This is a genomic window from Roseicyclus sediminis (assembly GCF_025515305.1).
GTDB classification, from domain to species: domain Bacteria; phylum Pseudomonadota; class Alphaproteobacteria; order Rhodobacterales; family Rhodobacteraceae; genus Roseibacterium; species Roseibacterium sediminis.
Window position 1 is genome coordinate 408,964 of sequence record NZ_JAOPHT010000003.1, and the last position, 22,044, is coordinate 431,007.

General features: G+C 67.7%; 30 protein-coding genes. 18 read left to right on the forward strand and 12 right to left on the reverse strand.

All coding sequences use genetic code 11. From position 1 onward, the window contains the following. Positions 1 to 54 precede the first annotated feature (54 nt). Positions 55 to 180, forward strand: a complete 126-nt coding sequence (locus N8I71_RS06880) for a hypothetical protein (protein ID WP_262877203.1) — start codon at positions 55 to 57, stop codon at positions 178 to 180. Between the two features lie 74 nt (positions 181 to 254). On the opposite strand, the gene phbB is transcribed toward N8I71_RS06880, so the two are convergent. The 3 genes from phbB to N8I71_RS06895 form a co-directional block, all read right to left on the reverse strand. Then, entirely contained in the window at positions 255 to 977 is a 723-nt protein-coding gene (gene phbB, locus N8I71_RS06885; protein WP_262877204.1) for an acetoacetyl-CoA reductase, read from the reverse strand. A 139-nt stretch (positions 978 to 1,116) separates the two neighbouring features. Next, entirely contained in the window at positions 1,117 to 2,292 is a 1,176-nt protein-coding gene (locus N8I71_RS06890) for an acetyl-CoA C-acetyltransferase (RefSeq protein WP_262877205.1), read from the reverse strand. Between the two features lie 179 nt (positions 2,293 to 2,471). After that, positions 2,472 to 3,335 (reverse strand): EAL domain-containing protein, encoded by an 864-nt coding sequence (locus N8I71_RS06895; RefSeq protein WP_262877206.1) that lies wholly within the window; start codon positions 3,333 to 3,335, stop codon positions 2,472 to 2,474. Positions 3,336 to 3,445: 110 nt separating this feature from the next. Here N8I71_RS06895 and N8I71_RS06900 point away from each other — a divergent pair, with 110 nt between their 5' ends. Then, complete coding sequence (locus N8I71_RS06900) at positions 3,446 to 4,021, forward strand: DNA-3-methyladenine glycosylase I (protein ID WP_262877207.1); 576 nt, start codon at positions 3,446 to 3,448, stop codon at positions 4,019 to 4,021. Between the two features lie 29 nt (positions 4,022 to 4,050). Here the strand turns inward: N8I71_RS06900 and N8I71_RS06905 are convergent, their stop codons facing one another. Next, the gene (locus N8I71_RS06905; protein WP_262877208.1) at positions 4,051 to 4,599 is read right to left on the reverse strand and encodes a TlpA family protein disulfide reductase; all 549 of its coding nucleotides are present in this window, start codon (positions 4,597 to 4,599) and stop codon (positions 4,051 to 4,053) included. 24 nt (positions 4,600 to 4,623) lie between these two features. Between N8I71_RS06905 and argH the strand changes: the two genes are divergently transcribed. From argH to N8I71_RS06925, 4 genes are all read left to right on the forward strand, one after another. After that, entirely contained in the window at positions 4,624 to 6,018 is a 1,395-nt protein-coding gene (gene argH, locus N8I71_RS06910; RefSeq protein WP_262877209.1) for an argininosuccinate lyase, read from the forward strand. Further along, complete coding sequence (locus N8I71_RS06915) at positions 6,015 to 6,182, forward strand: hypothetical protein (RefSeq protein ID WP_262877210.1); 168 nt, start codon at positions 6,015 to 6,017, stop codon at positions 6,180 to 6,182. Before argH ends, N8I71_RS06915 begins: the two co-directional genes overlap by 4 nt. Positions 6,183 to 6,308: 126 nt before the next feature. Then, positions 6,309 to 6,776, forward strand: coding sequence for a transcription elongation factor GreA (gene greA, locus N8I71_RS06920; protein WP_262877211.1), 468 nt, complete (start codon positions 6,309 to 6,311; stop codon positions 6,774 to 6,776). A 54-nt stretch (positions 6,777 to 6,830) separates the two neighbouring features. Beyond that, entirely contained in the window at positions 6,831 to 7,841 is a 1,011-nt protein-coding gene (locus N8I71_RS06925; protein WP_262877212.1) for a hypothetical protein, read from the forward strand. Between the two features lie 10 nt (positions 7,842 to 7,851). Here N8I71_RS06925 and N8I71_RS06930 read toward each other — a convergent pair whose 3' ends face one another. The 7 genes from N8I71_RS06930 to ispH are packed head-to-tail and all read right to left on the reverse strand — an operon-like array spanning position 7,852 to position 12,038. Continuing rightward, on the reverse strand, positions 7,852 to 8,475 hold the full coding sequence (locus tag N8I71_RS06930) for a trimeric intracellular cation channel family protein (RefSeq protein ID WP_262877213.1): 624 nt from the start codon (positions 8,473 to 8,475) through the stop codon (positions 7,852 to 7,854). After that, positions 8,472 to 8,921, reverse strand: a complete 450-nt coding sequence (gene rnhA / locus N8I71_RS06935; protein WP_262877214.1) for a ribonuclease HI — start codon at positions 8,919 to 8,921, stop codon at positions 8,472 to 8,474. The genes N8I71_RS06930 and rnhA overlap by 4 nt, the downstream gene beginning before the upstream one ends. Then, on the reverse strand, positions 8,914 to 9,507 hold the full coding sequence (locus N8I71_RS06940; protein ID WP_262877215.1) for a class I SAM-dependent DNA methyltransferase: 594 nt from the start codon (positions 9,505 to 9,507) through the stop codon (positions 8,914 to 8,916). Before N8I71_RS06940 ends, rnhA begins: the two co-directional genes overlap by 8 nt. Further along, positions 9,504 to 9,962, reverse strand: coding sequence for a DUF3429 domain-containing protein (locus N8I71_RS06945; RefSeq protein WP_262877216.1), 459 nt, complete (start codon positions 9,960 to 9,962; stop codon positions 9,504 to 9,506). The genes N8I71_RS06940 and N8I71_RS06945 overlap by 4 nt, the downstream gene beginning before the upstream one ends. A gap of 40 nt (positions 9,963 to 10,002) precedes the next feature. Then, positions 10,003 to 10,617, reverse strand: a complete 615-nt coding sequence (locus N8I71_RS06950; protein WP_262877217.1) for a LysE family translocator — start codon at positions 10,615 to 10,617, stop codon at positions 10,003 to 10,005. A 4-nt stretch (positions 10,618 to 10,621) separates the two neighbouring features. Then, positions 10,622 to 11,047: a YdeI/OmpD-associated family protein gene (locus N8I71_RS06955; RefSeq protein WP_262877218.1), complete on the reverse strand. Its 426-nt coding sequence runs from the start codon at positions 11,045 to 11,047 to the stop codon at positions 10,622 to 10,624. A gap of 40 nt (positions 11,048 to 11,087) precedes the next feature. Further along, positions 11,088 to 12,038 carry a 4-hydroxy-3-methylbut-2-enyl diphosphate reductase gene (ispH, locus tag N8I71_RS06960; protein ID WP_262877248.1) on the reverse strand — a complete coding sequence of 317 codons (951 nt, stop codon included), beginning with the start codon at positions 12,036 to 12,038 and terminating at the stop codon, positions 11,088 to 11,090. Positions 12,039 to 12,179: 141 nt separating this feature from the next. Here ispH and N8I71_RS06965 point away from each other — a divergent pair, with 141 nt between their 5' ends. Next, positions 12,180 to 12,647: a c-type cytochrome gene (locus N8I71_RS06965; RefSeq protein ID WP_406676078.1), complete on the forward strand. Its 468-nt coding sequence runs from the start codon at positions 12,180 to 12,182 to the stop codon at positions 12,645 to 12,647. After that, a complete protein-coding gene (locus tag N8I71_RS06970; RefSeq protein WP_262877219.1) occupies positions 12,644 to 13,267 on the forward strand; it encodes a class I SAM-dependent methyltransferase in 624 nt (207 codons plus the stop codon). Before N8I71_RS06965 ends, N8I71_RS06970 begins: the two co-directional genes overlap by 4 nt. A gap of 164 nt (positions 13,268 to 13,431) precedes the next feature. Here the strand turns inward: N8I71_RS06970 and N8I71_RS06975 are convergent, their stop codons facing one another. Next, positions 13,432 to 14,007, reverse strand: coding sequence for a LabA-like NYN domain-containing protein (locus tag N8I71_RS06975; protein ID WP_262877220.1), 576 nt, complete (start codon positions 14,005 to 14,007; stop codon positions 13,432 to 13,434). 90 nt (positions 14,008 to 14,097) lie between these two features. On the opposite strand from N8I71_RS06975, the gene folK reads away from it, so the two are divergent. The 10 genes from folK to rnc all read left to right on the forward strand — a co-directional run bounded on the left by folK (position 14,098) and on the right by rnc (position 22,023). Continuing rightward, a complete protein-coding gene (gene folK, locus N8I71_RS06980) occupies positions 14,098 to 14,709 on the forward strand; it encodes a 2-amino-4-hydroxy-6-hydroxymethyldihydropteridine diphosphokinase (RefSeq protein WP_262877221.1) in 612 nt (203 codons plus the stop codon). Between the two features lie 98 nt (positions 14,710 to 14,807). Beyond that, positions 14,808 to 15,161, forward strand: a complete 354-nt coding sequence (gene rpoZ / locus N8I71_RS06985) for a DNA-directed RNA polymerase subunit omega (RefSeq protein ID WP_262877222.1) — start codon at positions 14,808 to 14,810, stop codon at positions 15,159 to 15,161. 44 nt (positions 15,162 to 15,205) lie between these two features. Continuing rightward, positions 15,206 to 17,329 carry a RelA/SpoT family protein gene (locus tag N8I71_RS06990; RefSeq protein WP_262877223.1) on the forward strand — a complete coding sequence of 708 codons (2,124 nt, stop codon included), beginning with the start codon at positions 15,206 to 15,208 and terminating at the stop codon, positions 17,327 to 17,329. Between the two features lie 74 nt (positions 17,330 to 17,403). Then, the gene (locus N8I71_RS06995) at positions 17,404 to 18,045 is read left to right on the forward strand and encodes a DUF2062 domain-containing protein (protein WP_262877224.1); all 642 of its coding nucleotides are present in this window, start codon (positions 17,404 to 17,406) and stop codon (positions 18,043 to 18,045) included. A gap of 19 nt (positions 18,046 to 18,064) precedes the next feature. Then, the gene (locus tag N8I71_RS07000; protein WP_262877225.1) at positions 18,065 to 18,808 is read left to right on the forward strand and encodes a pyridoxine 5'-phosphate synthase; all 744 of its coding nucleotides are present in this window, start codon (positions 18,065 to 18,067) and stop codon (positions 18,806 to 18,808) included. Continuing rightward, positions 18,805 to 19,428, forward strand: a complete 624-nt coding sequence (locus N8I71_RS07005) for a LysE family translocator (RefSeq protein ID WP_262877226.1) — start codon at positions 18,805 to 18,807, stop codon at positions 19,426 to 19,428. Before N8I71_RS07000 ends, N8I71_RS07005 begins: the two co-directional genes overlap by 4 nt. A gap of 93 nt (positions 19,429 to 19,521) precedes the next feature. After that, complete coding sequence (locus N8I71_RS07010) at positions 19,522 to 19,968, forward strand: hypothetical protein (protein WP_262877227.1); 447 nt, start codon at positions 19,522 to 19,524, stop codon at positions 19,966 to 19,968. A 16-nt stretch (positions 19,969 to 19,984) separates the two neighbouring features. Further along, positions 19,985 to 20,437 carry a holo-ACP synthase gene (gene acpS, locus N8I71_RS07015; RefSeq protein ID WP_262877228.1) on the forward strand — a complete coding sequence of 151 codons (453 nt, stop codon included), beginning with the start codon at positions 19,985 to 19,987 and terminating at the stop codon, positions 20,435 to 20,437. 111 nt (positions 20,438 to 20,548) lie between these two features. Beyond that, a complete protein-coding gene (gene lepB, locus N8I71_RS07020) occupies positions 20,549 to 21,334 on the forward strand; it encodes a signal peptidase I (protein WP_262877229.1) in 786 nt (261 codons plus the stop codon). Positions 21,335 to 21,339: 5 nt separating this feature from the next. Continuing rightward, on the forward strand, positions 21,340 to 22,023 hold the full coding sequence (gene rnc, locus N8I71_RS07025; protein ID WP_262877230.1) for a ribonuclease III: 684 nt from the start codon (positions 21,340 to 21,342) through the stop codon (positions 22,021 to 22,023). Positions 22,024 to 22,044: the final 21 nt, after the last annotated feature.

The window sequence follows — 22,044 nt, forward strand, 5'->3', positions numbered from 1 at the left end:
GTAAGGTCAGCAACCCTGACCCATATAGAGCGGCAAGGGAGATCAGACACCAGCATGAGGACCACGAGCATGGAAACCTTCGCCCATACGCCCGAGATGCGCGCCCGCGTCGCCGCGGCCCGCGCCGAAGTCGCACGCCATTTCTGGCGTTCGCTGGCGGGCCTGTTCCGCCGCGCCTGACGCGACGCGCCCATGAGGCAAACGAAAAGGCCGGGGAAAACCCCGGCCTTTGTCGTTCAGGTCAGCGTATCGGTTCAGACGAAGAACTGCGCGCCGTTGGCCGAGATCGTCGAGCCATTGATGAAGCCGGCGTCGTCAGATGCGAGGAACACCACGCAGCGCGCGATTTCCTCGGGCTCGCCCAGGCGGCCCGCCGGGATCATTCCGATGATCGCCTCGCGCACTTTTTCCGGCACGGCCATGACCATTTCGGTCGCGATGTAGCCCGGGCAGATCGCGTTCGCTGTGATCCCGGCCCGCGCACCCTCCTGCGCGAGGCTCTTCACGATGCCGAGGTCGCCCGCCTTGGTCGCGGCGTAGTTGACCTGGCCGAACTGTCCCTTCTGTCCGTTGATCGAGGAAATCACGATCACGCGGCCGAACTTGCGCTCGCGCATGCCGGGCCAGACGGGGTGGACGGTGTTGAAGACACCGGTGAGGTTGGTGTCGATGACCTCCTGCCACTGCTCGGGCGTCATCTTGTGGAACGGCGCATCGCGCGTGATGCCCGCGTTGGCCACGACGATGTCGATGGGGCCCATGTCCGCCTCGACCTTCGCGATGCCCGCCTTGGAGGATTCGTAATCCGCCACGTTCCACTTGTAGGTCCGGATCCCGGTTTCCTCGGTGAACTTCGCGGCCTTCTCGTCGTTGCCCGCATAGGTCGCGGCCACATCGTAGCCCTCGGCCTTGAGCGCCTTGGAAATGGCCTCGCCGATGCCGCGGGTGCCGCCGGTGACGAGCGCTACTCTAGCCATGAATCCCTCCAGTCTGGCGTAAATCGTTGGTAATTGTGTTACGCGGAGCGGCGCAGGATCGCAACAATATTGCGCACGTCATCTTGACGCGCCCCGCATGAACGAGGGCGCCCGAAGGCGCCCCGTCATGTGGTTCCGCTTAGGGGCGTTCGACGCAGAGCGCGACGCCCATGCCGCCGCCGATGCACAGCGTGGCGAGACCCTTCTTGGCGCCTCGGCGCTGCATCTCGAACAGAAGCGTGTTCAGCACCCGCGCGCCCGAAGCGCCGATCGGGTGGCCGATGGCGATGGCGCCGCCGTTCACGTTCACTATCGCGGGGTCCCAGCCCATGTCCTTGTTCACGGCGCAGGCCTGAGCCGCGAAGGCCTCGTTCGCCTCGACGAGGTCGAGGTCGCCGACTTTCCAGCCCGCCTTTTCCAGCGCCTTGCGCGACGCGTAGATCGGGCCGACGCCCATGATCGACGGGTCGAGGCCGGCGGTCGCGTAGGAGGCGATCCGCGCCAGCGGCTCGATCCCGCGGCGCTCGGCCTCGTCGGCCGACATCAGCAGCGTCGCGGCGGCGCCGTCGTTCAGGCCGCTTGCGTTCGCGGCCGTCACCGACCCGTCCTTGGTGAAGGCGGGGCGCAGTTTCTGCATCGCCTCGATGGTCGCGCCGTGGCGGATGTACTCGTCGCTGTCCACGACGATGTCGCCCTTGCGCGACGGAATGGTCACCGCCGTGATCTCGTCGGCGAACCGGCCCGCCTTCTGCGCCGCCTCGGCCTTGTTCTGGCTGGCGACGGCGAATTCGTCCTGCATCTCGCGGGAGATCTGCCACTGCTCGGCCACGTTCTCGGCGGTCTGGCCCATGTGGTAGCCGTTGAAGGCATCCCACAGACCGTCGCGGATCATCGTGTCGATGTACTTGAGATCGCCCATCTTCTGGCCCTGGCGCAGCGCGGCTGCATGGGGGCTCATCGACATGTTCTCCTGCCCGCCGGCGACCACCATGGCGGCATCGCCCAGCATGATGTGCTGCGCGCCGAGCGCGACCGCGCGCAGGCCCGAGCCGCAGACCTGGTTGATGCTCCAGGCGGCGCTCTCCTTGGGCAGGCCGGCGTTGATGTGTGCCTGGCGTGCGGGGTTCTGGCCCTGGGCGGCGGTCAGGACCTGGCCCAGGATGGTCTCGGAGACATCGGCCTTGTCGATGCCCGCGCGCTCGACCACGGCCTCGATCACCACCCGGCCCAGTTCATGGGCGGGCGTGTTGGCGAACGAGCCGAGGAAGCTTCCGACGGGCGTGCGCGCGGCGCTCGCGATGACGACGTTGGTCATGGGGTCCCTTTCCCTTGTGTCGATCTCTGGCCGCAGTCCGGGCCGCGCGGGCCACCCCTCAAGGGCGAAAGGACATGCGGAGACTCGCGCAGGTCATAAGGGCCACGCCGTTGGGGCACAACTGACACGGTGTCTCAGCCCTGCAAGAAACCCGCCATGCGGAAGGGGCCATGCCCCGGTCAGCCGCCTTGTGCCGACTGCCGCCTCGCGGCCCGTTCGGTGGCTTTTTCCGTGGCCCAGGGGGGCGTGATCGACGGGGCCGCGTAGTAGTAGCCCTGCAGGCAGTCGACCCCGGCCGCGACAAGCCAGTCGGCTTCGGCCCTGGTCTCCACGGCCTCGGACACAACCAGCATGTCGAAGTGACGTCCGAGCGAGATCAGGGCCTCGGTCAGGACCTGGTTGTCCGGGTCGCTGTCCACCGACCGGGTGAACTGGCCGTCGATCTTGAGGATGTCGAAGCAGAAGGTCTTGAGGTGCCGGAATGCCGTGAAGCCAGCGCCGAAATCGTCGAGCGCGAAGGTGATGCCCTTGTCCTGCAACTCTTCCATGAAGATCGCGACGATCTCGGGCATCTGCATGACGGAGTGTTCCGTAAGCTCTAGGATCAGGCGTTCCACCGCCTGTGGATCCTTGCGCAGGAAGCGGCGCAGGATGCCCATCCACTTGGGATACCCGATCGAGCGGGCCGACATGTTGACGGACAGTCGCAGGCCGGGGTTGGCGCGCAGCGTGCGCAATCCGGCCAGAAGCGCGGCGCAGTCGATCTCGCGCCCGGCCTCGCGGTCGTCCACGGCGCCCATGAAGTCGCGCGCCGGAATGATGCGGCCCGTTTCGTCAAGCAGCCGGATGAGCCCCTCGTAAAAGGCCACGCCGCCCCCGTCGCTGCGCAGCACCGGCTGATAGGCGAGGATCGCGTCGCCGCGCGCCAGCGCCTGCTCGGCCATGGCGACGGTTCCCCTGTCGCGCTCCGCGATGGCGGCGTCGAGCGGGCTCGCCAGCCCGGGCTCGACAAGCGGTCGCCGGTTCCGGCGGTTCTGTGCCATGTCACCCTCCGTCGCGGCGTGCCGCGTCTGCTCCGCTGGACGTCATGGCCCGCGACCCTTTAAGGATGGGTGAAACCGCGCTTTTTGCGCCATTTTTCGGGAACCGGGCCATGACCGGCGATGGCCGATGCCTCTGGTGCGGGACAGACCCGCTCTACGTCGCCTACCACGACACCGAATGGGGCGTGCCGGAACGCGATGGCCGCGCCCTGTGGGAGAAACTCGTGCTCGACGGGTTCCAGGCCGGACTGTCGTGGATCACCATCCTGAGGAAGCGCGAGGCGTTCCGCGCGGCCTTCGAGGGGTTCGATCCCGAGATCGTGGCGCGCTGGGGCGAGGCCGAGGTCGCGCGGTGCCTTGCCGATCCGGGCATCGTGCGCCACCGCGGAAAGATCGAGGCGGCCATCGGCAATGCGCGCGCCTACCTCGGCATCGAGGAAAAGGGCGGCTTCGCGGATTTCGTCTGGCGCCACGTCGACGGCGAGCCTTTGCAGAATGCCTGGGCCGTACAGGGCGACGTTCCCGCCGCCACGCCCATGTCCGAGGCCCTGTCGAAGGAGCTGCGCGCGGCCGGTTTCCGCTTCTGCGGGCCGACCATCGTCTATGCCTGGATGCAAGCGACGGGCGTGGTGAACGACCACCTTCTGGGCTGTCCGCGTCACGCGCAGGTCGCGGCGCTGAGCTGAGCCGTTTTCCGTTCGGAAAATACCCGCCTTCAGGAGCCCGACAGAACCGCCTCGATCACCGCCACTGCCTCGGGGCTGTCCCAGTGCGCATCGCCGCGAAGCCGCGCGATCTCCCGCCCCTCGCGGTCGAGGATCACCGTGATCGGCAGGCCGAAGACCCCCATCTCGCGGGCGATCTGCTGGTTGATGTCGCGGTATTGCGGCAGGTCGGTCACGCCCGTCTCCTCGAAGAAGCGCCGGATCGCCTGCGGCTGGTTGAACCCGGTGGCGAGCGTCACGACCGCGAAATCCGCGCCGCCGTGGCTGTCCTGAAGGTTCTGCAGCGACGGCATCTCCTCGCGGCAGGGCGCACACCACGTCGCCCAGAAATTCAGGACGACGACCTGCCCGGCATAGTCGCCAAGCGTCCCTTCCGTCCCGTCCACACGCAGGAAGGGCAGGGCAGAGGCCTCGGCGGGCGCGTCGTGGAACACCAATCCCCGCATCTCGCCGGTCAAAAGCGCCTCGCGCCCTTCGGCGTTTGCACCAAGGGCAAGCGCGATGTAGAGGACGGGCGCCAGCAGCATGCGGATTGTCATCTTCCCTCCGAAAGGCGCTCAGACATGACCAAGACGGGTTCCAACGCGATGTGGGGCGGGCGCTTTGCCGCCGGGCCGGACGCGATCATGGAGGCGATCAACGCCTCGATCGGGTTCGACCGCCGTCTGGCGCGCCAGGACATCGAAGGCTCCCGTGCCCATGCCGCGATGCTCGCGAAGACGGGCATATTGAGGGATAGCGACGCCGAGGCCATCCGGGAAGGGCTTCTCACGGTCTTGTCAGAGATCGAGGGCGGTGAATTCACCTTTTCGACCGCGCTTGAGGACATCCACATGAACGTGGAGGCCCGCCTGAAGGAGATCGTGGGCGAACCCGCCGGGCGCCTCCATACCGCGCGGTCCCGCAACGACCAGGTGGCGACCGACTTCCGTCTCTGGGTGCGGGAGCAGACGGACGCCGCGATCACCGGGCTGGAGGCGCTGCAGCGCGCGCTTCTGGGACAGGCGGAGGCCGGCGCCGACTGGATCATGCCGGGCTTCACGCATCTGCAGACCGCTCAGCCTGTGACCTGGGGTCATCACATGATGGCCTATGTCGAGATGTTCGGCCGCGACGCCTCCCGCTTCCGCGACGCGCGCAACCGCATGAACGAATGCCCCCTCGGCGCGGCGGCGCTGGCCGGAACGTCGTTCCCCATCGACAGGGAGATGACGGCGAAGGCGCTGGGTTTCGACGCGCCCTGCGCCAACTCGCTCGACGCCGTGTCCGACCGGGACTTCGCGCTGGAATTCCTCGCCGCCGCCTCGATCTGCGCAATGCATCTTTCCCGCATGGCGGAGGAGCTGGTGATCTGGACCTCGGCCCAGTTCCGCTTCGTGACCCTGTCCGACCGCTTCTCGACCGGTTCCAGCATCATGCCGCAGAAGAAGAACCCCGACGCGGCCGAGCTGATCCGCGCCAAGATCGGGCGGATCCTCGGTGCGAACGTCGCGCTTCTCACGGTGATGAAGGGCCTGCCGCTGACCTATTCGAAGGACATGCAGGAAGACAAGGAACAGGTCTTCGACGCCGCCGACACGCTGATGCTGGCGCTGGCCGCGATGGAGGGGATGGTGCGGGACATGACGGCGAACGTGGACGCGCTCGAGGCCGCCGCCGCCTCGGGCTTCTCCACCGCGACGGACCTCGCGGACTGGCTGGTGCGCGAACTGGACATGCCGTTCCGGGACGCGCATCATGTTACCGGCGCACTGGTCGCGATGGCCGAGGGCAAAGGCTGCGACCTGCCGGACCTGACGCTGGAGGACATGAAGGGCGTCGAGCCGCGCGTCACCGAAGGTGTCTTCGATGTACTGGGTGTGCGCAACTCGGTCGCCTCCCGGACCTCTTACGGGGGCACGGCGCCGGTGCAGGTTCGTGCGCAAATCGCACGTTGGACGGAAAGGCTGAAGCAATGACGGCACTCCAGGTTCCGCGCGGGTTGTTCCGCCTTCTTCCCATTCTCGGGCTGGCCGCATTCCTCGCCGCCTGCGGCGTCGATGGCGAGCCGGAGCAGCCGACACGCGACGTGGGCGCGCCCGCGTCGGCGTTGCTTGTGTCCGCGGACGGCCAGGCGCGCTGAACCGGCGGGGCGGGATTTCCGCCACGCCCCGCAAAGCCGGTTGAACCGGCGGTCTTTCGTGCTTACCGTCTGCGTCTCAGGGCCGCATCTCAAGCGGTCGGAACAGGTCTTCTGCGACAGGATCCCATGGACAAGATTCCGATGACCCCCGCGGGCCACAGGGCCCTTAACGGCGAGCTAAAGCAGCTTAAGTCCGTCGAGCGCCCGGCCATCATCCAGGCGATTGCGGAAGCGCGGGCGCATGGCGACCTCTCGGAGAACGCCGAGTATCACTCGGCCAAGGAAAAGCAGTCCTTCATCGAGGGCCGCATCAAGGAGCTCGAGGCGATGATCGCGCTGGCGCAGGTCATCGACCCCAAGACGCTCTCGGGGCCGATCAAGTTCGGTGCGACCGTCGTTCTGGTGGACGAGGACGACGCCGAGCGGACCTACCAGATCGTCGGCGAGGCGGAGGCCAACATCGAGAAGGGCCTGCTCAACATCAATTCGCCGCTCGCCCGTGCCTTGATCGGCAAGGAGGAGGGCGATAGCGTCGAGGTGCGCACGCCGGGCGGTGCCAAGGACTACGAGATCGTCAGCGTCTCCTACGTCTGAGGGCGGCCTCCGCCCAGCCTCGCCAAGCGACCCGACCGAAGGCCACGCTGCCCCATGCCAGACGACCGCAAGCCCTCCCCGCTCGAGCTCGGCCTCTACGCCCGGGCGGAGCGGGAGCCGCGGATCACGGTCATCGAGATCGTCGCCGGTGCGCTGACGCTGATCTGGCTTCTGTCGGTGCTGTTCTTCGGCTTCGGCGGTGGAGAGGACGGCGGTGGCGCGGGCGGCCTTGCGCGGTCGGTTCTCGCCGTGCTTGCCGTGCTTCTGCCGGTGGCCCTGATCTGGGTCGCGGCCGTTGCGGCGCGCACCGCCCGCGCCCTGAGGCAGGAGGCGGCGCGCCTCCAGGCCTCGATCGACGCGATGCGCGTGGCCTATGTCGAGCAGCAGCAGGGCGCCGCACTCGACCTGAAGCCCGACCTCATGCGGCGGCTGGAGGATCTTGTCGCCGCGCAGCTTGCACGCGACGAGGGACAGCCCGCCACCTTCACGTCACTGCGCGCGCTGGCTCCGCCAGAGACGCGCGCGGCGGTCGCCGCCCCCGACCCGGAGGTGCCACAGCCGGCGCTGGCCTTCGCCCAGCCGGATCTGCGCGAACCGATCTCGGTCGCGGATTTCATCAAGGCGATGAACTTCCCCGAGAACGAGCACGACAAGGAAGGGTTCCGTACGCTGCGCCGCGCGCTCGAGGATCCCTCGACCGAGCGTCTCGTGCGCGCCAGCCAGGATGTGCTGACGCTGCTCAGCCAGGACGGCATCTACATGGACGACCTGCGCCCCGACCGCGCCCGCCCGGAGATCTGGCGCCGCTTCGCGCAGGGCGAGCGCGGGCGCGCTGTGGCGGCGCTGGGCGGGATCTACGATCGCTCCTCGCTGGTTCTGGCGGCGGGGCGGATGAAGAAGGACCCTGTCTTTCGGGACGCCGCCCACCACTTCCTGCGCCATTTCGACCGGACACTGATGGAGTTCGAGAAACACGCCTCCGACGAGGAGCTGGCGCGGCTGTCCGACACCCGCACCGCGCGGGCCTTCATGCTGCTCGGCCGCGTGACGGGAACCTTCGACTAGCCGCGCGGCTTCAGGATCTGGGCGCGCGCGGCTTGTAGACTGGCAGGCGCCAGCCGAAGGCAAGCGAACCGGCGCGCAGGGCGAAGGTCACGCAGATGCAGGCGGCAAGCGCGACCCCGGTGTGGTCCGTCAATGCCCCCGCGATCAACGCCGCGCCACCGCCCGCCAGTGCAGCAGTCACATAGAGCTTGCCCGGCCGGATCAGGAGCGGGACCTCGTTGGCCACGATGTCGCGCAGGAGCCCGCCGAAACATCCCGTGGCGATCCCCATGAGAAGGACGATCGGCACGCTCTGCTCCATCTCGGTCGCGGCACGCACGCCGGCAGCCACGGCAATCGGCAGCGCAAGCGCGTCGAGCCATGTCAGCACCGTCTGACGGCTTTCGAGAAGGTGTGCGGTGAAGAACACGACGACAGCCGCGCCGCAGGCGATGGCGAGCGGCGTCGGATCCGCGATCCAGAAGACCGGGTTGCGGTCGAGGAGGAGGTCGCGCACCGTCCCGCCGCCGAGCGCGGTGAGGCTTGCGAGAAAGGCGAAGCCCACGAGGTCGAGCTGCGCCCGGCTGGCCGCAAGCGCGCCCGACAGCGCGAAGATCAGCGCGGCGGCGTAGTCGAGGGCGACCAGCGTGCTCACTTGAACGGTTTCATGCCTGCGCGCGCCAGTTCGTCCGCGCGCTCGTTCTCGGGATGGCCGGCATGGCCCTTCACCCATTCCCAGGTCACGTCGTGGCGCGCGGCGGCCTCTTCCAGGCGGCGCCAGAGGTCCTCGTTTTTCACCGGCTTTCTCGACATCGTCTTCCAGCCGTTCCGCTTCCACGAATGCAGCCAGGCCGTGATCCCGCCCTTCACATAGGCGCTGTCGGTGACGACGGTGATCTTCGAGGGCCGCTCCAGCGCCTCGAGCGCGGCGATGGCGGCCAGAAGCTCCATCCGGTTGTTCGTGGTGTCCGCCTCGCCGCCGTTCAGTTCGCGTTCCTTCAGCACGGTCTCCCCGTCCTTCGCCTGCAAGAGCGCGCCCCAGCCTCCGGGGCCGGGGTTTCCGGAGCACGCTCCGTCGGTATAGGCGAAAAGCTCAGGCATTGCGGGCCGTCATGAGGATGTAGGGATCGGTCGTTCCCGCAAGCCCCGGCGCGGCATCCTCGGACACGTCGAGAACACGGAAACCGGCATCGGCCACGAGCCCCTCCAGTTCGGGGCGGGTGACGTAGGTGTAGAACCGGCCAAGCCGGTCGCGCCCCTCGCCGGTCCCGGTTTTCATCCCGAGGAAAAGGTGACCACCGGGCCGCAGGGAAAGGCCGATGGCGGAAAGATGGCGGGGCAGGTCCGCGCGCCGCGCGTGCAGGAGGCTGAAGCTTGCCCAGACCGCGTCGTAGACAGCCTGACCGGTAAGGTCGTCGAAGCTCCTGAGTTCGGCCTCGACACCACGGGCGCGGGCATCGGCCACGAATTCGGGGCAGGCGTCCCACGCGCTGACCCGGAACCCCCGCGCCATCATGGCGGCCGCATGATGTCCGGGGCCGCAGCCGAGATCGAGGATATGCGCCCCGTCTGCAAGGCGGTCGAGGAAGGCCGCAAGGCTCCGTGCCTCGGACTCCGAGGCCGCCAGCGCACCGTAGCGGTCGGCGTTGGCGGCGTAGACCTTCAGCGTTTCGGCGTCGGTACTCACGGCGCCGTCCCGAGCCCGACGGCGAGGCAAAGGACCACGATGGTGGTCAGCAGAAGACGCAGCGACATCCACCAGCCGGGTGCCAGACCCGCACGCGCAGCCGTCCAGTCGATCGGCAGGAGTGCCACGAACCCGCCGATCAGCGCGATCAGCGCCGGGCCTGTCGCCCCGGTCGCAGTGAAGAAGGCCCAGATCGGAGGAAGCACGGACAGGGCATAGAAAAGGCCCGCCCGGCTGCCCTCCGCCCGTGTGCCGACGCCCCAGATCACGCCGGCCATGAAGGACAGGATGACGATGCCGTAGATCTGCATCACCGCCGGGCCGAAGAAACGCCCCGGAAGGACGCCCGCCAGCGGCGTGGCGAGGCCCGGCCAGAGTGTCGTCGCCGCCCCCCATGCGAAGGGCAGAAGGCCGGCAAGCCCAAGCAGGAGCGGCGATGCGGGTATGCGCGTCATGCGCCCTATCTGCCCCGGAGCGACCGGGGCGGCAAGGCCCTCAGGCCCGTTCCAGCGCGAGGCGGCCCGCCAGCGCCGCGAAGGCCAGCGCGAAGCCACGGTTCAGCCAGCGCATCGCGCGCTCGCTGGCCAGCAGCCAATCGCGCGCGGTCGCGGCGAAAAGGCCGTAGAGGACGAAGACCGCGAAGGTCATCGCCATGAAGACGCCGCCCAGAAGCAGGATCTCCGCCGTCGCGGTTTCGGGGTTCCCCGACAGGAAGGGCGTCAGGAGCGAGAGGAAGAAGATCGAGAGCTTCGGATTCAGGATGTTGATGAGCGCGCCGCGCCGCGCCGTGACCCATCCCGCCTCCGCCTGGTTGCGCGGCTCGACCCGCATCGCGCCCCCGGACATGAGCGCGCTCCAGGCGAGCCAGAGGAGGTAGGCGACGCCGGCGATCTTCACGACGTTGAAAAGCACGGCCGAGGTATGGAGGACGGCGGCCAGGCCCAGCGTCGCGGCCAGAAGGTGCGGAACGATCCCGACAGTGCAGCCGAACGCGGCCCAGATGGAGGCGGCGCGCCCGCGCCCGAGCCCGATGGCGAGCGTGTAGACGACGCCCGTTCCCGGCGCGATGACCACCACGAAGGCGGTGACGAGGAACTGCAGGCTCAGCATCGGGTCACTCTCCGGTGGCGAGCCCGGAAACGAGCTCGGTGATCCGCTTCGCCCGTGTCTCGGGCTTCTTGGCGGTCTCGATGCGGTAGATGAGGCCCCGCCGCTTGCCGGGTGTCAACGCCTCCCACACGTCGAGGACGCCGCCCGAGCGGAGCGCATTGAAGAGGTCCTTCGGCGTCTCCACCGCGTCGTCGGGCGCGGGCCGGAGCCGCGCCTCGAAGACCTGCCCGGGGATCAGCCCCGCGCGGTCGAGCAGCGATTTGCCCGCCCAGAGGAAGGGTCCATCCACTACGGGCGCGCGGGTGATCGCGAGATTGACGGGATGTTCCGCGAACTCGCCCTCCACGCGGCGGGCATCGCCAAGCGCGTCGGCGACCTCCGGCGGAAGACGGACGATCGTGTAGGTTCGGCCCCACTCCAGGGGGTCCACGACCGCGTCGAACGTGATGAAGCCGTCCAGCGCCGGTGACTCAGGCCGGGACGCGCAGGACGCGCGGGACCTTGAACTCCACATCTTCCTTGGCGGTTTCGACCAGTTCGACCGTCACGTCGTATCGATCGCGGAAGGCGTCGATCACCTCGTTCACCAGGACTTCCGGCGCCGAGGCGCCGGCGGTGATGCCGAGCGTCGCGATCCCCTCCAGCGCGCGCCAGTCGATATCGGCGGCGCGTTGCACGAGTTGCGCATAGGCGCAGCCGGCCTTCGCGCCGACCTCGACGAGCCGCCTGGAGTTGGAGGAGTTCGGTGCCCCCACGACCAGCATCGCGTCGGCCATGGGCGCCATCGCCTTCACCGCCTCCTGACGGTTGGTGGTGGCGTAACAGATGTCTTCCTTGTGCGGGCCGACGATGGCCGGGAATCGCGCCTGCAACGCCGCCACGATGTCGGCGGTGTCGTCGACGCTAAGCGTCGTCTGGGTGACGAAGGCGAGCCGTGCGGGGTCGCGGACCTCGACGATCGCGACGTCGTCCACGGTCTCGACCAGCAGGACCTCTCCCTCGGGCAGCTGGCCCATCGTCCCGATCGTCTCGGGGTGGCCCGCATGGCCGATCATGATCATCTGAAGACCGTTCTCGTGGTGGCGCGCAGCCTCGATATGGACCTTCGACACCAATGGGCAGGTCGCGTCGACGTAGATCATCTCGCGCCGTGCAGCCTCGGCCGGCACCGCCTTCGGGACGCCATGGGCCGAGAAGATCACCGGGCGGTCGTTCGGGCAGTCGTCGAGTTCCTCGACGAAGACCGCTCCCTTGGCCTTGAGATCGTCGACCACGAACTTGTTGTGGACGATCTCGTGGCGGACGAAAACGGGCGCCCCCCACTTCTCCAACGCCATCTCCACGATCTTGATGGCCCGGTCGACACCGGCGCAGAAGCCGCGCGGCGCAGCGAGATAGACGGTGAGAGGCGGCTTGGTCATGGTCATTCGCTCGGCGCTGGCGTGTCCGTGGATTGCAACCAGAGGTAGGACTTTCCCAGCTTTGCGTCCACCCCGGGTCTTGCCTTCCAGCAGGGGGAAGGTGACAGGAAGATCCAGAAGGCTGACGGAGGGAACAATCCGATGCGGAAAATATTTGCCGTGGTCGGCATGGGCTGGGTCGCCCTCGCGCATCCCGCCGCCGCGCAGGACATGCTGCCGGGGCAGATCCTGCGCTGGCAGGATGCCGACATGGTGGCGCTTGGCGCCGGCGTCTACGAGGCCGAATGCGCCGCCTGCCACGGCGCGGAGCTTGAGGGGCAACCCGACTGGCAGGTGCGACTGAGCAACGGCCGCCTGCCCGCGCCGCCGCATGACGAGACCGGCCACACGTGGCATCATCCCGACCGCCTGTTGCTGGCCATCACCGCGCTCGGCACCGAGGCGATCGTGGGTGGCGGCTACCGGAGCGACATGGGCGGCTTCGGCGAGCGGCTGAGCGCGGACGAACTCGTCGCGGTGCTGAGCTACATCAAGTCCACCTGGCCCGACGAGATCGTCGAGATCCACAACGAAGTGAATGCCCGCGACGCCATGGATCGGGACCGGTGAGCACGCGCAAGGATCATTGGGAGCGGGTCTACGCCGAGCGCTCCGAGATAGACCTTTCCTGGTTCGAGGCGGAGCCCGCGCTTTCGCTCCGGCTGATCGAGGCGCTCGCCGGGCCCGAGGATGCGATCCTCGACGTGGGCGGCGGCGCATCGCGCCTTGTCGATGCCCTTCTGGCGCGCGGGTACAGGTCGCTGGGCGTGCTGGACATCGCCGGATCGGCGCTTGCCGCCAGTCAGGCACGGCTGGGCGCCCGCGCCGCGGGGGTGCACTGGATCGAGGTCGATGTGACGGACTGGACGCCGGATCACCAGGTGGCCGTGTGGCACGACCGGGCGGCGTTTCACTTCCTGACCGACGCCACGGCGCGACAAGCCTATTTCAGGACGATGGCGGATGCCCTGATCCCGGGAGGCCATGCCATCGTCGCGACCTTCGCCGAGGATGGCCCTGAAATCTGCTCGGGCCTGCCCGTGCAGCGGCGGTCATCCGAAGACCTCGCGGCGGAGGTCGCGGCGGAAGTGCCGGGCGCCTTCCTGCCAGTCGCTTCGGAACGCCACGTGCATCGCACGCCCTCGGGGGCCGCCCAGCGTTTCCAGGTGTCGGTATTCCGCAGGGTCTGAATGCGCGCCGGCGATGGATCCGACACGGAAGGCGGTGTGTTCACGATGCCCACAGAAACGACCCACGCTCCCGAAGGCCGCGTGGCCGCAGGGTCAGTCATGATTGAGGCAAGGCGCGATGCGACTGCCCCGGAGGCGGGCAAAAGCCCGCTCCGGATGGCGCATCATTCCTCGACGGTGGCCTCGTCGCGAGCCCGGTCATAGCGCGGCTCCCGCGGGGGACGGCCGATGACGTCCTTCAATTCATCGAGCTCGATGAAGTTGTCGGCCTGACGGCGGAGGTCGTCGGCGATCATCGGCGGCTGGGACCGGATCGTGGACACGACCGAGACGCGCACGCCGCGACGCTGAAGCGCCTCGACCAGCGGCTTGAAGTCGCCATCGCCCGAGAACAGCACGATATGATCGACGTGTTCGGCCATCTCCATGGCATCGACCGTAAGCTCGATGTCCATGTTGCCCTTCACCTTGCGGCGCCCGCTTGAGTCCGTGAACTCCTTGGCGGGCTTCGTAACCATGGTGAAGCCGTTGTAATGCAGCCAGTCCACCAGCGGCCGGATCGGCGAGTAATCGTCGTTTTCCAGAAGCGCCGTGTAGTAGAAGGCACGCAGAAGCTTGCCGCGCTGCATGAATTCCTGCCGCAGAAGCTTGTAATCGATGTCAAACGCGAGCGCCTTGGCTGCCGCGTATAGGTTGGACCCATCGATGAAGAGCGCCAACCGTTCATCCCGGTAGAACATTCATAATTCCCATGACCAATCTGGCGTCGCCGGTGAAAACTACCTAGGGAGTGAGCCTAGTGACCGACCACGCAATTGCGCAGAAAATAAATGATTGTCAAAAAGGTGCAAGGAAACAAATCCAACCGATTGGCGAAACGAGCACTTGTTGCCTTCGGAGCCAACCTTCCATCCGGCGGAATGCCTCCGAAAACAGCAGTTTCCGCGGCTATGGACATGCTTGAAGCGCGCAGCGGCGTCACGCTGGCGCGCAGTCGCCTTTGGCAAACTCCCGCCTATCCGCCCGGGGCGGGCCCGGCGTTCGTCAATTCGGCCGTCGCATTCGACTGGTCGGGGGACGCCGAGGCGCTCCTGTCGCTGCTGCACGGGATCGAGTTGGCCTTCGGCCGGTCGCGGTCGGCCCGATGGGAGGCGCGCATCATGGATCTCGACCTCCTCGCGCTCGGTGACATGGTCCTGCCGGACCGTGCCGAATTCGACCGCTGGGCCGGCCTTTCACCGCAGGAGGCGGCGAGCGTGACGCCCGATCGCCTGATCCTGCCGCATCCGCGCCTCGCCGAGCGCGGCTTCGTCCTGGCTCCGCTTGCGGAAGTGGCTGGCGACTGGAGGCACCCGGTGCTGGGCAAGGATGCGTCGGAGTTGCTTGCGGCCCTGGCGCCGGACGCGCTGGAAGGGGTGGTCCCGCTACCTGACGGGGACTGAGACGGCTGTGGGCGCTGGGCAGAATCGCCTTGTCATCGGGGGCGTGTCCCCTTAGATGGAGCTTTCTTCGTGCACCCGACCCGATCCGGAGGATCTCCATGGCCCGCGTCACCGTTGAAGACTGCGTCGACAAGGTTCCCAATCGCTTCGAGCTGGTAATGCTTGCGGCGCACCGTGCGCGCGAGATCGCCGAGGGGTCGCCACTCACGATCGACCGCGACAACGACAAGAACCCCGTCGTCGCGCTTCGTGAGATCGCCGAGGAGACCCAGGGCGCCGCGGACCTGCGCGAGCGCCTGATCGAAAGCCACCAGACCCAGATCGAGGTGGACGAGCCCGAAGAGGATGCGATGGCCCTCCTCCAGGGCGTGGAGCGCGACCGTCCCGTGGATGACACCATGGATGACGAGCAGCTTCTGCGCGCCATGATGGAAGCGCAGTCGCAAAAGTAACCCGGCCGGGGTGTCCGGCCGATCATGGGATGACGGCCCAGTAGATGATCGATGCCGACGACCTGCTGAGCCTGGTCAGGAACTACAATCCGAAAACGAACGAGGCGCTGATCCGCGGCGCCTATGACTATGCCCGCCGCATGCACGAGGGCCAGAAGCGCCATTCGGGCGAGCCCTATTTCACGCATCCCGTCGCCGTTGCCGCCATCCTGACCGAGCAGCGGCTGGACGACGCCACGATCATGACCGCGCTTCTGCACGACACGATCGAGGACACCAAGGGCACCTATTCCGAGATCGCGGCGGAATTCGGCACCGATGTCGCCGAACTGGTCGACGGGGTGACGAAACTCACCAACCTCGAGCTGTCCAGCCGCGAGACCAAGCAGGCCGAGAACTTCCGCAAGCTGTTCATGGCGATGTCCAAGGACCTGCGCGTGATCCTGGTGAAGCTGGCCGACCGCCTCCACAACATGCGCACGATCCGCCACATGCCGCCCGAGAAGCAGGCGAAGAAGGCGCATGAGACCATGGATATCTTCGCGCCGCTTGCCGGACGGATGGGCATGCAGTGGATGCGCGAGGAATTGGAGGACCTGTCCTTCCGGGTCCTGAACCCCGATGCCCGCGCCTCGATCATCCGCCGCTTCATCACGCTGCAGAAGGAAACCGGCGACGTCATCCCGAAGATCACCGACGACATCGAGACGGTGCTGGAGAAGCACGGCGTGAAGGCCGACGTTTTCGGCCGCGCCAAGAAACCCTTCTCGATCTGGCGCAAGATGCAGGAGAAGCAACTCGCCTTCTCGCGCCTTTCGGACATCTACGGTTTCCGCGTCATCACCTCGAGCGAGGATGACTGCTACCGCGTGCTGGGCGCGATCCACCAGCGCTGGCGCGCGGTTCCGGGGCGGTTCAAGGACTACATCAGCCAGCCGAAATCGAACGGTTACCGCTCTATCCACACCACGGTCTCGGGCCGCGACGGCAAACAGGTGGAGGTGCAGATCCGCACCCGCCAGATGCACGAGGTCGCCGAAGCGGGCGTCGCGGCGCACTGGGCCTACCGCGACGGCGTGCGCACGCAGAACCCTTTTGCCGTCGATCCGGCGAAATGGCTCGAAAGCCTGACCGAGCGCTTCGAGAACGCCGAGGACCACGACGAGTTCCTCGAGCACGTCAAGCTCGAGATGTATTCCGACCAGGTCTTCTGTTTCACGCCCAAGGGCGACGTGGTGAAGCTGCCGAAGGGCGCGACGCCCATCGACTTCGCCTATTCGATCCACACGCGGATCGGGCATTCCTGCGTCGGTGCGCGGCTGGACGGGTTGCGCGTGCCGCTCTGGACGCGGCTGAAGAACGGACAGTCCGTCGAGATCCTGACCGCCGAGGGCCAGACGCCGCAGGCGACGTGGCTCGACATCGCGGTGACGGGTCGGGCCAAGGCCGCGATCCGCCGCAACCTGCGCGAGGTCGACCGCGAACGCTACATCAAGCTCGGTCGCGAGCTTGCGCGCGTGGCCTTCGAGCATGTCGGCAAGAAGTCGACGGACAAGGCCCTGGCCACGGCCGCGCGCACGCTGAACCTCGAAGGCGGGGACGAAGTCCTGGCGCGCATCGGCTCGGCCGAACTGTCGGCGCGCGCGGTTGTCGGTGCGCTCTACCCCGAGCTGGCGCAGGTCGAGGACGAGGGCGAGGTCGAGGCCCGGCGCGCCGTGATCGGGCTGCCGCCGGGTGCCGTGACACGCCGCGCCCAATGCTGTCAGGCCGTTCCGGGCGAGCGGATCGTCGGCATCACCTATCCCGGCAAGGGCCCGGTGGTGCACGCCATCGACTGCGAGGCGCTTGCCGCCTTCGACGCGATGCCCGAGCGCTGGATCGACCTGCACTGGACCGATGGCCGCCACGCGCCCGTTCACAACGTGACCGTCGATGTCACCATGTCGAACGAAAAGGGTGTGCTGGGACGCATCTGCACATTGATCGGTGAGCAGAACGCCAATATCTCCGACTTGCACTTCATGGACAGGAAACCGGATTTCTACCGGATTCTCATTGATGTGGATGTGCGTGACGCGGAACACCTTCACGCCGTCATGATGGCCGTCGAGGCAGACAGCGACGTGGCAGCGGTGCAGCGGTTCCGCGACCTGGACCGGCGCCCCTGATCGGGCGGCGTGGTTGATACGGCAGGCGTCGTGGGGGCACGAAGCCGGGCACAGGGCGAAGGGAAGGGCAGGCGGTGGTCTTCAAGCGAAGAGACCAACGACCGTGGATCGAGGTGCTCGCGCGGTTCTTGTGGCCGCGCGGCGGCTGGGGCCGTGCCTTCCAGTACGTGCAGCACCGCCTCCGCCGTCTGCCCGGCACCCCCGAACAGATTGCACGCGGCATCTTCGCGGGCGCGGTCACCGTCTTCACACCGCTCTTCGGGCTGCACTTCCTCGTGGCGGCGCTTCTTGCGAAGGTCATGCGCGGATCGATCCTGGCCGCGCTTCTGGCGACGTTCATCGGCAACCCGCTCACCTATGTGCCGATCGCGGTGATCTCTCTTCAGACCGGGCATTTCCTGCTCGGCACCAGCCCGCGGGGCGAGGTGGACGAATCGGTCTTCGCCAAGTTCGGCGGAGCCGCCGGCGACCTGTGGCACAACTTCCTCGCCATCTTCACGCCCGAGCGCGCGCACTGGCATGAGCTCGGCGTCTTCTACCACGATGTTTTCTTTCCGTGGCTCGTGGGCGGGATCATCCCGGGCGTTATCTGTGGGTTGATCTGCTACTACCTCAGCGTGCCGGTGATCCGCGCCTACCAGAAGCGGCGCGCGTTGAGACTGCGAAAGAAGATGGACAAGCTGCGCCGCCAGGCCGGCGCGACGGACGGGGGCTAGGGCCCGCATGGAGACGGCAATGACGGACAGGCTGAGGCTCGGCGTGAACATCGACCATGTCGCCACGCTCAGGAATGCGCGCGGTGGCGCGCTCCCCGATCCGGTGCGCGCGGCCCAGGTGGCCGAGGCGGCGGGCGCCGACGGCATCACGGCGCACTTGCGCGAGGACCGGCGTCATATCCGCGATGCCGATATCGCCGCGATCATGGGGGCGATCACGATCCCGCTGAACTTCGAGATGGCCGCCACCGAAGAGATGCGGGGCATCGCCCTGCATCACCTGCCCCACGCCGCCTGCATCGTACCCGAACGGCGCGAGGAGCGGACGACCGAGGGAGGACTGGAGGTCGCCGGCGACCAGAACCGCCTCGCCGATTTCATCGTCCCCCTGCGCGAGGCCGGGATCCGCGTCTCCATGTTCATCGCCGCCGATCCCGCGCAGATCGAGGCCTCGCACCGGATCGGCGCGCCGGTGGTGGAGCTTCACACCGGTGCCTATTGCGACCTGCATGCCGAGGGCGACTTCGCCGCCCGCGACGCCGAGCTTGCGCGCCTGGTCGACGGCGTGAAGCGGGCCGCCGACCTTGGGCTCGAGGTCCACATGGGCCACGGGCTGACCTACGACACGGTCGGCCCCATTGCCGCCCTGCCCGAGGTGGCCGAGCTCAACATCGGACATTTCCTGATCGGCGAGGCCGTCTTCGTCGGCCTGCCCGAGGCCATCGCCGGCATGCGGCGCGCGATGGACGCCGCCCGCGCATGACAGGCTTGGAGTTCGCACTGGTCCTGCTCGCCTGGGCCGTCGGAGCGGCAAGTCCGGGGCCGGCCACGGTGACGATCGCCGCCGCCGCGATGGGCGGGGGCCGCCGCAACGGGGTGCTGACCGGCGCCGGGGTTCTGGCCGGCTCTGCCTTCTGGGGGATGGCGGCCATGCTGGGCATGAGCGCGCTGATGCTCTCTCAGGCCTGGATCGTGGAAGTGCTCCGCTATCTCGGCGCGGCCTACCTGATGTACCTGGCGCTGAAGTCGCTGCGCGCGGCGCTGCGTCCGGCGGTGGCCCGCACAGAGGCGGCTGCGCGCAACCGGGGCCTGCCGCCCTTCTGGCGCGGCCTCCTGATCCATCTGACGAACCCCAAGCCGATCTTCGGCTGGGGCGCGGTCTTCGCCGTGCTTGTGCCGCCCGGCGCGGCCATGGACGATCTCCTGACGGTCTACCTGTCGCTCGTCGCGGTCTCCCTGGCGATCTTCCTGGGTTACGGCGTCCTGTTTTCGGCTCCGGGAGTGGCGGCGGGGTATCGCCGTCTCGGCCGCTGGTTCGAACTGGCCTTTGCCGCCTTGTTCGGGGCGGCCGCGCTCAAGATCCTCACCACCCGCATCGCCTGACCCCGCAGCGCCGCGGCAAGTGCGGCCATTGCGATCCGCACGGGAATAGGAGAGGGTCGTGGCAGTCGAAGCTCCGACCAGACCCGGAGAACCATGAAGCGATCTGTCCTCGCCGCCATAGTCGCGGCCCTGTCCGTGGCGTTCCCGGCCGCAGCGCAAACCGTGCGCGATTGTGAGACCTGGGAGGCGAACGCCCGCAACCTGATGATGCCGCCCGAGGTTTCGGTGCGGAGTTTCGCCAATGGCGATGTCCGCGTCATCGGACTCGACACGGCCGAACCGGCCTGCTGCTCGGCGCACCTGATGGTGGATTTCTTCGTCGAGTCCGAACCCTTCCCGATTTGTGCGCTGGTATCGGCGTCGGATGGCATGGGGTTTTCCGGCCTGCGCATGGAGGACCTGACGGCGTCCTACGATCCGGCGGTCGGCCTTGTCGTGAGCTTGCTGGCCGGGCGCTACGACGGCACAGGCAGCGTGATGTCGCCCCTCGTCGTGGTGATCAACCGGGCCACGGCCACCGTGACGGCGCGGCACGAGTGACGCGACGGGGCGGGAGATGATCCTCGGCATCGGTACCGACCTCGCGAATATCGAGCGAATCCAGCGTGCGCTGGATCGCTTCGGCGACCGGTTCCGCGACAGGGTCTTCACACCGACCGAGCAGGGCCGCGCCGAGCGGATGAAGGACCCCGCCTCCACCTACGCCAAGCGATGGGCCGCGAAGGAAGCCTGCTCAAAGGCACTGGGGACCGGGCTGCGGATGGGGATCGCCTGGAAGGACATGGCCGTGACCAACCTTCCGTCAGGTCAACCGGTGATGGAGGTCACGGGCTGGGCGCGTGAACGGCTCGACCAGATGACCCCCGAGGGCTTCGTCGCCACGATCCATGTCAGCCTCACGGACGACCATCCCTGGGCGCAGGCCTTCGTCGTGATCGACGCGGTTCCCGAGGCCGAAGCTGGCGCGCGGCCGCAGATCGGTCCGGTGTCGCGGCGCAAGCTGACCTGAGCGTCGCTTGACACCCCGACCGCCCCGGCCCATGAACCGCCCCATCGGGTCCGAGGCGCGCAATCCCCGCGCAGGGTCGGACGAGGCAGGCAGCGAAGGCGAGAAATCCCCATGGCAGCACAAGCCAAGAAAGACGGCATCTGGGAGACGGTAAAGACCGTCGTCTACGCGCTTCTGATCGCGGGTATCTTCCGGACCCTGTTCTTTCAGCCCTTCTGGATTCCGTCGGGCTCGATGAAGGACACGCTGCTGATCGGTGACTTCCTGTTCGTCAACAAGATGGCCTACGGCTATTCGCGCCATTCCTGCCCCTTCTCGATGTGCCCCTTCTCGGGCCGCATCTTCGGCTCGGACCCCGAGCGCGGCGATGTGGTGGTGTTCCGCCACCCGGTCAACGGGCAGGACTTCATCAAGCGGGTGATCGGCCTGCCGGGCGATACGGTGCAGGTCCGCGAGGGGCTTCTCTACATCAACGGCGAGCCCGCGCTCGTGACCCCGGAGGCGCCCTTCGAGGAGGAATACGGCCGCCAGGGACCCGCCGGACACCTGCCGCGCTGTTCCAACGCGCCGGTCGGCGAGGGCGGCACCTGCGAGAAGGAACGCTTCACCGAGGAGCTTCCGGGCGGTGTGACCCACTCGATCCTTAACATCGAGGACGGCAGCCGCGGCGACAACACGCCGGAATACGTGGTGCCCGAGGGCTCGGTCTTCGTCATGGGCGACAACCGTGACAACTCGGTCGATTCGCGGTTCCCGCAGTCGATCGGGGGCGTGGGCTTCGTGCCGATGGAAAACCTGCTCGGACGTGCGGACCGGGTGATCTTCTCCTCGGCCGGACGGCGGATGGTCTATTTCTGGACGTGGCGCGCCGACCGGTTCTTCGAAGCGATCGAGTAGGCGCCTTGGCGCTCGCGCGGGATCTGGAGGAGTTCTGCGGCCGGCTGGGCCACGCCTTCGCCGATCCCGATCTCCTGCGGCGCGCGTTGACGCATTCCTCGCTGTCCTCGCCGACACGACCCGACAACCAGCGTCTCGAATTCCTCGGCGACCGGGTGCTTGGCCTTGTCATGTCCGAGGCGCTGCTCGCACAGGACGAAACCGCGCGCGAGGGTCAGCTCGCCCCCCGGTTCAACGCGCTGGTGCGCAAGGAAACCTGCGCCGAGGTGGCCCGGGAGATCGACATAGGCGCTGTGCTGCGGCTGGGCAAATCCGAGATGGCGACGGGCGGCCGGCGCAAGCAGGCGCTTCTGGGCGACGCGATGGAGGCGGTGATCGCGGCGGTCTATCTCGATGCCGGCTTCGAGGCGGCGCGCGAGGTGGTGTTGCGGCTCTGGGGCCGGCGCGTGGCGCGGGTGGAAGAGGATGCGCGCGACGCGAAGACCGCGCTGCAGGAATGGGCGCAGGCCCGCGGCCAGGTCCCGCCGAGCTACACGGAGGTGGCGCGGACCGGGCCGGATCACGCCCCGGTCTTCACGGTCGAGGCGAAACTCGCGACCGGCGAGAGCGCGCGCGCCGAGGCACGCGTCAAGAGGCAGGCCGAGCAGGCGGCGGCGCGGATGCTGCTGGACCGGCTGGGCGCGGGGTGATCGAACCGGGGTTTCGCCGCC